This is a genomic window from Pseudocitrobacter faecalis, assembly GCF_965231525.1.
GTDB classification, from domain to species: Bacteria; Pseudomonadota; Gammaproteobacteria; order Enterobacterales; family Enterobacteriaceae; genus Pseudocitrobacter; species Pseudocitrobacter faecalis.
The window spans coordinates 4,803,312-4,815,802 of sequence record NZ_CBDDNJ010000002.1 but is presented as its reverse complement, the minus strand read 5'-3'; the positions used below and the strand labels follow the sequence as shown (position 1 = coordinate 4,815,802).

10 protein-coding genes are annotated in these 12,491 nt (G+C 54.7%); 6 read left to right on the top strand and 4 right to left on the bottom strand.

Annotation, left to right across the window (positions count from 1 at the left end):
• Window positions 1–4 precede the first annotated feature (4 nt).
• From feoA to feoC, 3 genes are read left to right on the top strand one after another with little or no spacing between them, the layout of a single operon-like run.
• Entirely contained in the window at window positions 5–232 is a 228-nt protein-coding gene (feoA, locus tag ACOXYR_RS23125) for a ferrous iron transporter A (protein WP_015962672.1), read from the top strand.
• A 30-nt stretch (window positions 233–262) separates the two neighbouring features.
• Window positions 263–2,575, top strand: coding sequence for a Fe(2+) transporter permease subunit FeoB (feoB, locus tag ACOXYR_RS23120; protein WP_421356259.1), 2,313 nt, complete (start codon window positions 263–265; stop codon window positions 2,573–2,575).
• Between the two features lie 9 nt (window positions 2,576–2,584).
• Entirely contained in the window at window positions 2,585–2,821 is a 237-nt protein-coding gene (gene feoC, locus ACOXYR_RS23115; RefSeq protein ID WP_189624026.1) for a [Fe-S]-dependent transcriptional repressor FeoC, read from the top strand.
• A 171-nt stretch (window positions 2,822–2,992) separates the two neighbouring features.
• On the opposite strand, the gene ACOXYR_RS23110 is transcribed toward feoC, so the two are convergent.
• Both ACOXYR_RS23110 and bioH read right to left on the bottom strand, forming a co-directional pair.
• Window positions 2,993–3,262 (bottom strand): YdgH/BhsA/McbA-like domain containing protein, encoded by a 270-nt coding sequence (locus ACOXYR_RS23110; protein ID WP_108476585.1) that lies wholly within the window; start codon window positions 3,260–3,262, stop codon window positions 2,993–2,995.
• 121 nt (window positions 3,263–3,383) lie between these two features.
• Entirely contained in the window at window positions 3,384–4,157 is a 774-nt protein-coding gene (gene bioH / locus ACOXYR_RS23105; RefSeq protein WP_108476584.1) for a pimeloyl-ACP methyl ester esterase BioH, read from the bottom strand.
• A gap of 37 nt (window positions 4,158–4,194) precedes the next feature.
• Here bioH and gntX point away from each other — a divergent pair, with 37 nt between their 5' ends.
• The 3 genes from gntX (at window position 4,195) to gntT (ending at window position 7,327) form a co-directional block, all read left to right on the top strand.
• Window positions 4,195–4,869 carry a DNA utilization protein GntX gene (gntX, locus tag ACOXYR_RS23100; RefSeq protein ID WP_108476583.1) on the top strand — a complete coding sequence of 225 codons (675 nt, stop codon included), beginning with the start codon at window positions 4,195–4,197 and terminating at the stop codon, window positions 4,867–4,869.
• A 58-nt stretch (window positions 4,870–4,927) separates the two neighbouring features.
• Window positions 4,928–5,503, top strand: coding sequence for a Fe-S biogenesis protein NfuA (gene nfuA / locus ACOXYR_RS23095; protein WP_108476582.1), 576 nt, complete (start codon window positions 4,928–4,930; stop codon window positions 5,501–5,503).
• A gap of 507 nt (window positions 5,504–6,010) precedes the next feature.
• Entirely contained in the window at window positions 6,011–7,327 is a 1,317-nt protein-coding gene (gntT, locus tag ACOXYR_RS23090) for a gluconate transporter (protein ID WP_108476581.1), read from the top strand.
• Between the two features lie 76 nt (window positions 7,328–7,403).
• On the opposite strand, the gene malQ is transcribed toward gntT, so the two are convergent.
• On the bottom strand, window positions 7,404–9,485 hold the full coding sequence (malQ, locus tag ACOXYR_RS23085; RefSeq protein WP_421356410.1) for a 4-alpha-glucanotransferase: 2,082 nt from the start codon (window positions 9,483–9,485) through the stop codon (window positions 7,404–7,406).
• A gap of 10 nt (window positions 9,486–9,495) precedes the next feature.
• Complete coding sequence (gene malP / locus ACOXYR_RS23080) at window positions 9,496–11,886, bottom strand: maltodextrin phosphorylase (protein ID WP_421356411.1); 2,391 nt, start codon at window positions 11,884–11,886, stop codon at window positions 9,496–9,498.
• Window positions 11,887–12,491: the final 605 nt, after the last annotated feature.

The following is a 12,491-nucleotide window of genomic DNA, read 5'->3' as shown; positions in this document are numbered from 1 at the left end:
CCCTATGCAATTTACTCCTGATAGTGCGTGGAAAATTACTGGCTTCTCCCGTGAAATCAGCCCGGCCTGGCGTCAGAAACTGCTGTCGCTCGGTATGCTGCCCGGCTCCTCTTTCCAGGTTGTGCGTGTCGCGCCATTAGGCGATCCCATTCATATTGAAACGCGTCGAGTCAGTTTAGTCCTACGCAAAAAAGATTTGGAATTTCTGGATCTTGAATCCATTTCCCGTTAATCCGATTTAGCTGTTATAGAGTTCACAAAAATGAAAAAACTAACCATTGGCTTAATTGGTAATCCTAATTCCGGCAAGACAACTTTATTTAATCAATTAACCGGCGCGCGTCAGCGTGTGGGGAACTGGTCCGGGGTAACGGTCGAGCGTAAAGAAGGTACGTTTTCAACCACCGATCACATCGTCACGCTGGTCGACCTGCCGGGCACCTACTCCCTGACCACTATCTCCGCGCAAACCTCGCTCGATGAACAAATCGCCTGCCACTACATTTTAAGCGGCGACGCCGACTTACTGATTAACGTCGTCGATGCTTCAAACCTTGAGCGTAACCTCTATCTGACGCTGCAACTGCTTGAGCTGGGCATTCCCTGCATCGTGGCGCTTAACATGCTGGATATCGCGGAAAAACAGCAAATCCGCATTGATATCGACGCCCTCTCCGCCCGTCTGGGTTGCCCGGTGGTTCCGCTGGTTTCCACGCGTGGCCGCGGGATCGACGCCCTGAAGCTGGCGGTTGACCGTTATCAAAGTAACGATGAGATTGAACTGGTGCATTACGCGGCTCCCCTGTTACGGGAAGCAGGGAACCTGGCGCGCGCGATGCCGGAATCCATCCCCGAGAAACAGCGCCACTGGCTCGGGATGCAGATGCTGGAAGGCGATATCTATAGCCGCGCCTATGCGGGCAATGCGGCGGATAAACTCACTGTCGCGCTGGCTAACCTGAGCGACGAACTGGATGACCCGGCGCTACATATTGCCGATGCGCGTTATCAAAGCATCTCCGCCATTTGCGACAGCGTCAGTAACACGCTGACCGCCGAGCCCAGCCGCTTCACCGCGGCGGTGGATAAAATCGTGCTCAACCGCGTGCTGGGGCTACCGATTTTCCTGTTCGTGATGTACCTGATGTTCCTGCTGGCGATTAACATCGGCGGCGCATTGCAGCCCATTTTCGACGGCGGCTCGGTCGCTATCTTTATTCACGGCATTCAATGGGTTGGGGCAACGCTGCACTTCCCGGAATGGCTAACGATTTTCCTCGCCCAGGGGATTGGCGGCGGGATCAACACCGTGCTGCCGCTGGTGCCGCAAATCGGCATGATGTACCTGTTCCTCTCCTTCCTTGAAGACTCCGGCTACATGGCGCGTGCCGCATTCGTGATGGACCGTTTAATGCAGTCGCTTGGTCTGCCGGGCAAATCCTTCGTACCGCTGATTGTCGGTTTCGGCTGTAACGTGCCGTCGGTGATGGGCGCACGTACACTCGATGCGCCGCGTGAACGCTTGATGACCATTATGATGGCACCGTTTATGTCCTGCGGCGCACGTCTGGCGATCTTCGCCGTCTTCGCGGCGGCCTTCTTTGGTCAGCAGGGCGCGCTGGCTGTATTTTCGCTTTACGTGCTGGGCATCGTGATGGCGATCCTCACCGGTCTGATGCTCAAATACACCATCATGCGTGGTGAAGCCTCGCCGTTCGTGATGGAGCTGCCGGTTTATCACATTCCGCATCTCAAGAGCTTGTTTATCCAGACCTGGCAACGCCTGAAAGGTTTTGTAGTTCGCGCGGGTAAAGTCATCGTTATCGTCAGTATTTTCCTGAGTGCGCTGAACAGCTTCTCGCTGAGCGGCCAGGCGGTTGATAACATCAATGACTCTGCCCTCGCCTCTGTCAGCCGTCAGTTAACGCCGCTGCTGAAACCGATTGGCGTGCATGAAGACAACTGGCAGGCGGCAGTGGGCCTGTTTACCGGGGCGATGGCGAAAGAAGTGGTGGTCGGTACGCTGAACACCCTCTACACGGCTGAAAATATCCAGGAAGAAGATTTCGACCCGGCCACCTTCAGCCTGACCGATGAGCTTTTGGGCGCAGCCGATGAAACCTGGCAGAGCCTGAAAGACACCTTCAGCCTGAGCGTGCTGGCGAACCCAATCGAAGCCAGTAAGGGCGATGGGGAAATGGCGACCGGTGCAATGGGCGTGATGAGCAGCAAATTCGGCAGCGCGGCAGCAGCCTACAGCTACCTGATTTTCGTCCTGCTCTACATTCCATGCATTTCGGTAATGGGCGCGATTGCACGCGAATCCAGCCGTGGCTGGATGGGCTTCTCGGTGCTGTGGGGGCTGAATATCGCCTACTCGCTGTCTACGCTGTTCTATCAGGTCACCAGCTTCAAACAGCATCCACAATACAGCCTGGTGTGCATTCTGGCGGTGATTCTGTTTAACGTAATCGTGATTGGCGCGCTGCGCCGGGCTCGTAGCCGCGTAGATGTGAACCTGCTGGCGACGCGTAAAACCGTTCATGCCCACGAAACCTCTGGCAGTTGCCACTAAGGAGAGGTGATGGCATCGTTAATTGAGGTTCGCGATATGCTGGCACTGCAAGGGCGCATGGAAGCATCACAGCTCAGCGCGCAGTTACACACGCCGCAGCCGATGATCGATGCCATGCTGGAACGTCTGGAAGCGATGGGCAAAGCCCGTCGCATACAGGAAGAGGTGGATGGCTGTCTGTCAGGAAGTTGTAAGCAGTGCCCGGAAGGACGCGCTTGCCTGAGCGAATGGTGGGTGCTGTGCTGATGACAGAGTGCGCTTTGTTCTTGCCGGATGCGGCGTGAACGCCTTACCCGGCCTACAAAATAGTGCAAATTCAATATATTGCAGAAACCTGTAGACCTGATAAGCATAGCGCATCAGGCAATGTTGCGTTTGCTATCACTCTCAAGCGGGCCCGAAGACCCGCTTTTTTAATTACTTGTAAACGTCTGCGTTACCGTGCACGGTTTTTTCATTCTTTGAACCGGCGATAATCACATAGTACTTCCCGCCCAGCTCATCCGCTTTTTTTGACAAATCGCGCTTCGCATCCATCGGTGAAGTGGTGCGTGAGGTCGTAATTTCACCAATTTTGGTGAGATTCATCTTCGCGACATCTTCTTTCTGAATTTCTTTCGCCGCTAATGCACCGAAAGAGAGCGAGCCCATAACCAGCGTCGCGACAATACCTGTAACGAGTTTCATAACGTTATCCTTATATAAGTTTTTGTTTTATATACGGTACGCAACGGCTATCAACGCATTAAGCGTACCGGCAGGATAAGTATTATTCCGCTTTGAAACTTTTGCCATGTGGGCGCAAAAATTAAATTTTAGCGTCAGCAAACTCGCGAATAACCTGACAAAATTCATCCGGATGCGAGATAAACGGTGCATGGGCGGCTTTGGCAAAAAGGTACGATTCACTCTGTGGCCACAGGGCATCAAGCTCAGGAACTATCTTGCGTGGTACCAGACCATCCAGTCGGCCATAAAGACGCAGGAAAGGTTTCTCCAGCGAGGTCAGCGCCTGACGCAAATCAGCGGTTTTCAGGATCTCCAGCCCGCCATTAAGCGCATCGACGGTCGGCATCGGCAGTGAAAGCACTGTGCTTTTCAGCGCTCGCGCATCCTGCCTGGCGCTTTCCGTGCCCAGCGTTTGCAGTGCGAGGAAACGCTCAACGGTACGCTGAAAATCTTCGCTCAATTGCTGCTGGAAGCCCGCCAGAATCTCGGGCTTGATACCGGCCCAGTCGTCCTGCGCGCAGAAGCACGGGGATGACGCGACGGTAATCAGCGCCTGGACGCGCTGCGGGTGTGTCAGGGCTATCTGACTCGCCACCAGCCCACCGAGGCTCCAGCCCAACCAAATCGCCTGTTCAGGTGCCTGCGCGAGAACATGTTCCGCCATCGCATCCAGCGACATTGCACCGAAATCGCGGCTGCGGCCAAAGCCTGGCAGGTCGACAAGATGCAGCGTGAAATGCGCGCTCAGTTCCGCCGTGATGCAATCCCACACCTGCGCATTCAGTCCCCATCCGTGCAGCAGCACAAGATGACAATCTCCTTCACCTTTGGTTTGCCACCAAACGTTGTTCATCAGTTATTGTTCCCACATCCAGCTTTCGAGGTGCAATATGCTAACAGTCCACAGCTTGTGCTGGCTATGCCAAATGCCGTTGGCGATTTCACGATGGGGCGTCTGCTCCCGCTGCGCGCGAACGTTATTCAACACACAACCGCGCTGCCCACAGTGCGGCCTTCCGGCGGCCGCCGGGCATGTCGTATGTGGGCGCTGCCTGCGTAAGGCGCCGCCCTGGAGCCGGTTAATAGCGGTGAATGATTATCTCCCGCCGCTCAGTCATTTGATTCATGAATTTAAATTCTGCGATAAACCGGAGCTCGCCCCGATTCTGGCACGGCTAATGCTGCTGAAGGCGCGGCAAACGCCGGAATTCCCCCGGCCAGATCGGCTCATCAGCGTGCCGCTTTGGCAGCGGCGTCACTGGCGACGGGGATTTAATCAGAGCGATCTGTTGTGTCAGTCGCTCGCGAAATGGCTTGGCTGCGCCTGGCATCCTCACGCGCTTAAACGCGTGCGAAAAACCGCCACCCAGCACCAGCTCAGCGCAAGGTTACGCGCCCACAACCTGAAAAATGCCTTCCGGCTTGAATTACCGGTGAAGGGGCTCCATATGGTGATTGTGGATGATGTCGTCACCACGGGCAGCACTGTCGCCGAAATTTCCCGCCTGCTTTTGCGAAACGGCGCGGCGAGCGTTCAGGTATGGTGCCTGTGTCGCACCTTGTAGACCCCCTCTGATGGGCGTATTATAACCAACTAAAGTAGTCAACTATTAGGCCAAAGCTATGATCCGTATTTCCGATGCTGCACAAGCGCACTTTGCCAAACTGCTGGTAAATCAGGAAGAAGGTACACAAATCCGCGTATTTGTTATCAATCCTGGCACGCCAAACGCAGAATGTGGCGTTTCTTATTGCCCGCCGGATGCGGTGGAAGCAAGTGACACAGCCCTGAAATTTGAACAACTCACCGCTTATGTCGATGAGCTGAGCGCACCGTATCTGGAAGATGCGGAAATTGATTTTGTTACCGACCAGTTGGGTTCTCAGCTGACCCTGAAAGCGCCTAACGCCAAAATGCGTAAAGTGTCTGATGATGCGCCGCTGATGGAGCGCGTTGAATACATGATTCAGTCGCAGGTTAACCCGCAGCTGGCCGGCCACGGTGGCCGCGTGACGCTGATGGAAATCACCGACGAAGGTTACGCAATTCTTCAGTTCGGCGGCGGCTGTAACGGTTGCTCGATGGTAGATGTGACGCTGAAAGAAGGGATTGAAAAGCAGCTGCTTGCCGAATTCCCGGAACTAAAAGGCGTGCGCGACCTGACCGAACACCAGCGCGGCGAACACTCTTACTACTAAGTTTTACCCCCTTCCCTTTTGCCCGGTGGCGCTGCGCTTACCGGGCCTACGGTTTTGTGCTCGCTGTTGCCCGATGCGCTTTGCTTATCGGGCCTACGTGACTGTGCCTGCTATTGCCCGATCGGGCCTACGTTTTGTGCAGATTTTGTAGGCCGGATAAGGCGCAAGCCGCATCCGGCGAATGTCTCACCCCGCACACATCCACCACCGTAATGTTACCGCGCAACATGGCTCGCAATTCCCTATACACATCTTTGCAAAACCCCGGCAAATAGTATGACATCTGTCGCAATTTTTACATTTATGCTGCACAGGTAATTCTCACTCCCGCATGTTACCCGTATCATCCGCCCCATAGCGTCGTCACGCAGATCAATAGCCAGCTATCCTTTAGCTGGCATAAGTGAGATTCCGACGCAAAGAAGTGTGTCCACCCTCTCCGGGGACAATTGGACGTTGTCACTGAAACAATGACGTTACCCATATAAATTAAAGGCCAGGTGCATCATGCCATTAGTCATAGTAGCTATCGGGGTTATCCTGTTATTACTGCTGATGATCCGTTTTAAAATGAACGGCTTTATTGCCCTTATCCTGGTGGCGCTCGCCGTCGGGTTAATGCAGGGAATGCCGCTCGACAAAGTCATCGTCTCCATCAAAAACGGTGTAGGTGGAACCCTGGGCAGCCTTGCGCTGATTATGGGCTTCGGCGCAATGCTCGGAAAACTGCTGGCAGACTGCGGCGGTGCTCAGCGTATCGCCACCACGCTTATCGAAAAATTCGGTCGTAAAAATATTCAGTGGGCAGTGGTTCTGACCGGTTTCACCGTCGGTTTTGCCCTGTTCTATGAAGTCGGCTTCGTCCTGTTGCTGCCGCTGGTGTTCACCATCGCCGCTTCCGCACGTATTCCGCTGCTGTATATCGGTGTGCCGATGGCTGCTGCGCTGTCCGTTACACACGGCTTCCTGCCGCCGCACCCAGGCCCAACTGCGATTGCAACCATCTTCCACGCAGACATGGGGAAAACCCTGCTGTACGGTACGCTGCTGGCCATCCCGACCGTAATTCTGGCGGGCCCGGTTTATGCGCGCTGCCTGAAAAGCATCGATAAGCCGATTCCGGAAGGCCTGCACAACCCGAAAACCTTCACTGAAGAAGAAATGCCTTCTTTCAGCGTGAGCGTCTGGACGGCTCTGGTTCCGGTTATTCTGATGGCCCTGCGCGCCATTGCAGAAATGGTGCTGCCGAAAGGCCACGCGGTGCTGCCGTACGCTGAGTTTTTCGGTGACCCGGTCATGGCAACGCTGATTGCCGTCCTGATTGCCGTGTTCACGTTCGGCCTGAATCGTGGTCGTAACATGGATCAGGTGAACGATACGCTGACCTCATCCATCAAAATCATTGCCATGATGCTGTTGATCATCGGCGGTGGTGGCGCATTCAAACAGGTTCTGGTTGATAGTGGCGTGGACAAATACATCGCTTCAATGATGCATGGCTCCAGTGTTTCTCCGCTGCTGATGGCCTGGTCTATCGCCGCTGTGCTGCGTATCGCACTGGGTTCTGCAACCGTTGCAGCGATTACTGCTGGTGGTATCGCAGCCCCGCTGATTGCCACTACTGGCGTGAGCCCGGAGCTGATGGTTATCGCGGTTGGTTCCGGTAGTGTTATCTTCTCTCACGTGAACGATCCAGGTTTCTGGCTGTTCAAAGAGTACTTCAACCTGACTATCGGCGAGACCATCAAATCCTGGTCGATGCTGGAAACCATCATCTCCGTGTGTGGTCTGGTAGGTTGTCTGCTGCTCGGAATGGTTGTTTGATGTGAGATTTTCACCCTCACCCTTACCCTCTCCCTTAGGGAGAGGGCCGGGGTGAGGGGAATACTTTGCTTCGCGTTTACTTCTTCTTACCTGCCGCTTTGCGCCGCTTATCCAAATCCTTAATCAGCTTATTCACCCGTTCATCGGCAAACATCTGCTCAAGACTGGTAGTCAGCTTACGACGCCAGTTTTTGTACTGATCGCTGGTACCAGGGATATTGACCGGCTCTTCCATATTCAGCCAGTCTTCCGGTTGCAGCCCCAGCAGCGCACTGTTGCTGTCAGCGATATAACGCTGCATACCGCGGTTGAGCGTGTCGGTCATGCTCATCAGGCTGGCTTTATGACCGGCGCGTTTTGGCAGCACGCCATATTTGTGTAACGCATCCAGCAAGCCCTGCTTCGCCAGTTCGCGATCCTGATACAAACCACGCAGCACCACTTCATCCGGATAAAGCCCCAGCGCCCGACCGAGCGTCAGGTCACCGCTTTCCCAGTAGCCGCGCAGCGTCGGCAGATCATGGGTAGTGGCAACCGCCATGGATTGTTCCGGGTAAGCTTTTGGTGCGCGGAAGGTTTTGTCGCTGTCATTTTCGAAGTAGAGCACTTTGTACGAGTAAACCCCGCTTTTGCGCAGCTTGCCGACAATCTCCACCGGTACAGTACCGAGATCTTCACCAATCACCATGCAGCGATGGCGTTTACTCTCCAGCGCCAGAATCGACAGTAAATCATCCACCGGGTAATGCACATACGCGCCGTGGTCTGCCGTTTCACCGTAAGGGATCCACCACAGACGCAGCACGGACATCACATGGTCGATACGCAGCGCGCCGCAGTTTTTCATGTTTGCGCGCAGCAGGTCGATAAACGGCTCGTAGGCACGCGCGGTAATGATGTGCGGATCCATCGGCGGCAGGCCCCAGTTTTGCCCCAACGGCCCAAGGATATCCGGTGGTGCACCCACTGACGCTTTCAGGCAGTAAAGCTCACGGTCACACCAGGTTTCCGCGCCGCCTTCCGCCACGCCCACAGCCAGGTCGCGATAGAGGCCAATCGGCATGTCATATTGCTGGCTTTCCTGCCAGCAGACAGCAAACTGGGTGTACGCCAGCCATTGCAGCCAAAGATAGAAATCGACTTCATCGGCATGTTGCTCGCAGAAGGCGCGGACTTCCGGGCTATCGACGTCCTGATACGCTTCCGGCCAGGCAGGCCAGCCCCAGCGCAGTTTGTCGATTTTCACCTGGTTGGCGTGCAGCGCGTCATACGCCGCCTGCCAATAGAGGCTGTCACCTTCACGTTCAACAAAGTGACGGAACTGGGTCATCTGTGCGTCATCGCGTTTAGCGAAACGCGTCCACGCCATACGCAACGCGGTCATTTTCAGTTCCGTTACCGCCGTATAATCAACCCACACTGCATCGCAGGCGGCCTTCAGCGCGTTCTGCGTAGCCGGTTTTTTCCACCAGGCCTGCGCTTCTTCGCTGAGCTGGAAATCCTCCACCGCGTTGACGTCGATATAAATGACATTCAGCCAGCGGCGTGAAGACGGGCTGTACGGGCTGGCGCTTTCCGGGTTCGCCGGGTAGAGCGCGTGAATCGGGTTGAGGCCAATAAATGCCCCGCCGCGTTTGGCTATCTCAGGCAGCATCGCTTTCAGGTCGCCAAAGTCGCCAATTCCCCAGTTCTTTTCAGAACGCAGGGTGTAGAGCTGCACGCAGGCGCCCCACAGTTTTTCTTTCTCTTTCAACGCCAGCGGTTCGTAGCAGCGTTCCGGGGCAACAATCACCCGGCAATGCCAGCGTTCATCAGACTGAGTCAGCGTGAGGGAGTGATAGCCCTCAGGCAGCCGCGCGGGCAGCGCCAGGTTTTTGCCTCCTGTCGCTTCGCCCTGATACTGCTTGCCCTCTTCGGTGGTCAGCAGCCAGTGAAACTCACCGCTGCCTTCAACCGTCAGGGCCATTTTTTTGCCATGCGTCCAGACCATGACGTTCGGGACGGGCGTCACCGCCACTTTCGTGGCGGTAGCGTGCATTGCGTCCAGCAAACGCCGTTTGGTGTCAGCACCGATAGACTGCGGTTTACCGTGCGCATTGATATAGTTGGGGCTGATCCCCGCCGCCATCGCGGCATTGTCGAGGCGTTTGCTTTCCATAGGCCTGTCCTTAGCGTTTTGCCTGCCAGATACGTTTCTGATAATCGCGGATGGAGCGATCGGAGCTAAACATGCCGCAGCGCGCGGTATTCAGGATAGTGGCGCGAGTCCACGCTTCCTGGTCGCGATACAGCACATCAACCTGCTTCTGCGCTTCCACATAGGCTTCAAAATCGGCCAACACCAGGTACGGGTCGCCGCCTTTCAGCAGGCTGTGCAGCATCTGGTCGAACGCGTGTTTGTCGCCATCGCTGTATTTACCGCTCTCCAGCTCTTTAAGCACCGCATCCAGCAGTTTGTCTTTCTTACGCCATTTCAGCGGGTCGTAACCTTTGGCTTTCAGCGCCTTCACCTGTTCTACGGTGTTGCCGAAAATGAAGATGTTTTCATCGCCAACCACTTCCGCGATTTCCACGTTCGCACCATCCAGCGTGCCAACCGTCAACGCGCCGTTCAGCGCCAGCTTCATGTTGCCAGTACCAGACGCTTCTTTCCCTGCGGTAGAGATCTGCTCGGAGACGTCCGCCGCCGGGATCATTTTTTCCGCCGCCGACACACAGTAATCCGGCAGGAAGACCACTTTCAGCTTGTCGCCCACTTTCGGATCGTTGTTGACCGCTTCTGCCACCTTGTTAATCGCGAAGATAATGTTCTTCGCTAGGTAGTAGCCCGGAGCGGCTTTCGCGCCGAAGAGGAATACACGCGGTACGCGGTCTGCCTGCGGGTTCTCGCGGATCTCTTTATACAGCGCCAGAATGTGCAGCAGGTTCAGGTGCTGACGTTTGTACTCATGCAGGCGTTTGATCTGAATATCAAAAATCGCCTGAGTATTGATTTCAATGCCGGTACGCGCTTTCACGAACTCAGCCAGACGCTCTTTGTTGGCCTGTTTGATCTCACGGTATGTCTGGCGGAATTTGGCGTCGTCAGCGAATTTTTCCAGATTGATCAACTGGTCGAGATCGTTCGCCCACTCTTTCTTCAGCGACTTATCGAGCAGCGCAGCCAGTGCCGGGTTGCACTGTTTGATCCAGCGACGTGGCGTAATGCCGTTGGTGACGTTATGGAATTTGTTCGGCCACAGCTGGTGATATTCCGGGAAGAGATCTTTCACCACCAGGTCGGAGTGCAGCGCGGCGACGCCGTTCACCGCAAAACCACTGACCACGCACATGTTCGCCATGCGCACCTGTTTGTCATGCACGACCGCCAGTTTCGCCCACACCGCTTTGTCGCCCGGCCAGGTTTTATCCACCAGCTTCTTAAAGCGGGCGTTGATTTCGTTGATAATCTGCATATGGCGCGGCAGCAGCGCTTTAATCAGTTTTTCATCCCAGCACTCGAGCGCTTCCGGCATCAGGGTGTGGTTGGTGTAGGCGAACGTTTTGCTGGTGATAGCCCAGGCGTCGTCCCAGCTCAACTGGTGCTCATCAATCAGCACGCGCAGCAGCTCAGGAATGGCGATCGTCGGGTGCGTATCGTTAAGCTGAATGACTTCGAAATTCGCCAGTTCATGCAGTTTGCGGCCCGCCAGATGATGACGGCGCAGAATGTCAGCAACCGAACAGGCGCACTGGAAGTACTGCTGCATCAGGCGCAGTTTTTTACCCGCCGTGTGGTTGTCATTCGGGTAAAGTACTTTTGTCAGTTTTTCGGCGTCGATGCCCTGCTGCTCTGCGCGCAGGAAGTCGCCGTCGTTGAATTTGGTCAGGTTAAATGGATGCGCGTGCTTCGCCTGCCACAGACGCAGCGGTTGTGCGACGCCGTTACGGTAACCCAGTACCGGCAGATCCCAGGCTTCACCGGTAATTTCAAATGCCGGAGTCCAGTGGCCCTCTTTACTGACTTTGCCACCGATACCAACCAGCACATCCAGCGCCGCGTTGTGGCGGAACCACGGGTAGCTCCCGCGCTGCCAGTCATCCGGCGCTTCCATCTGCTGACCCTCTACGAAGGACTGACGGAACAGGCCATATTGATAGTTCAGGCCGTAGCCCGTTGCCGACTGCCCCACGGTCGCCATGGAGTCGAGGAAGCACGCCGCCAGACGCCCCAGACCGCCGTTGCCCAGCGCCGGATCGGTCTCTTCTTCCAGCAGGTCTGTCAGGTTGATATTAAACGGCTTCAACGCATCGCTCACGCCTTCATACCAGCCGAGGTTCAACAGGTTATTACCGGTCAGTCGACCAATCAGAAACTCCATCGAAATGTAGTTTACATGGCGTTGATCCTTCGCCGGTTTCGCTACGGGCTGAGCGGACAGCATTTCTGCCAGCGCACCGCTCACAGCCTGCCACCACTGGTGAGAGTTCATCTCAGAAGCCGCCTGTAAACCAAATCGTTGCCACTGACGCGTCAGGGCCGCCTGAAACAGTTCTTTATTGAAGGTTGGCTGTGACATAGGGAATTCGAGTCCTTTTTACATAAACGTTAGTGATAGTTTGCCTGGCTGACTGTGTGTCTTCCTCATCCCGTCCCGGATTAGGCGGGGAGGAGTCGCAGGGATGAGCGAAAAGTGTGATCGCAGACACTATTACGTTAGTGACTAACCCTGAGATTGCGCAAATTTCACACGCTCTCAGGCGGCCATCCATTCTGCCTGGCGGCAGTTTCGGGTATCAGAACGAAGATATCCGCGCGGCATGTCAAAAAAATGAAATGGTGTTTTTCCTAATTTACATTCTCAAGGAAATAGTCACTCTGATGAAATACCCTGAAACGAAAATAAGATGATTCATAAGCCAAATAGCGCATCCGACGGCAAATTTATTAGTAGTTTAATTAACCCCATGGTGTTTGTTCCTTTTTCAGAGTTTTACTCTTTTTGACAAACCCAGACACCACGCGCTCTGTAACCGGTCTCCGTAATTTAAATAGGCGATAAGAAGATTTGTGACAGAGTGCAAATTCGCAAACATCAAAAACGGACATAACTTGCAATAGATTGTCATTTGGCCGACCTTTGTATTGATTAATTACGAGCCCTAAAAAAAATCTTTTTCTCTC

What these genes read in the sequence shown, in the direction of transcription:
- feoA (WP_015962672.1), top strand. Translation starts at nt 5, where the DNA reads ATGCAATTTACTCCTGATAGTGCGTGGAAAATTACTGGCTTCTCCCGT.
- feoB (WP_421356259.1), top strand. Translation starts at nt 263, where the DNA reads ATGAAAAAACTAACCATTGGCTTAATTGGTAATCCTAATTCCGGCAAG.
- feoC (WP_189624026.1), top strand. Translation starts at nt 2,585, where the DNA reads ATGGCATCGTTAATTGAGGTTCGCGATATGCTGGCACTGCAAGGGCGC.
- ACOXYR_RS23110 (WP_108476585.1), bottom strand. Translation starts at nt 3,262, where the DNA reads ATGAAACTCGTTACAGGTATTGTCGCGACGCTGGTTATGGGCTCGCTC.
- bioH (WP_108476584.1), bottom strand. Translation starts at nt 4,157, where the DNA reads ATGAACAACGTTTGGTGGCAAACCAAAGGTGAAGGAGATTGTCATCTT.
- gntX (WP_108476583.1), top strand. Translation starts at nt 4,195, where the DNA reads ATGCTAACAGTCCACAGCTTGTGCTGGCTATGCCAAATGCCGTTGGCG.
- nfuA (WP_108476582.1), top strand. Translation starts at nt 4,928, where the DNA reads ATGATCCGTATTTCCGATGCTGCACAAGCGCACTTTGCCAAACTGCTG.
- gntT (WP_108476581.1), top strand. Translation starts at nt 6,011, where the DNA reads ATGCCATTAGTCATAGTAGCTATCGGGGTTATCCTGTTATTACTGCTG.
- malQ (WP_421356410.1), bottom strand. Translation starts at nt 9,485, where the DNA reads ATGGAAAGCAAACGCCTCGACAATGCCGCGATGGCGGCGGGGATCAGC.
- malP (WP_421356411.1), bottom strand. Translation starts at nt 11,886, where the DNA reads ATGTCACAGCCAACCTTCAATAAAGAACTGTTTCAGGCGGCCCTGACG.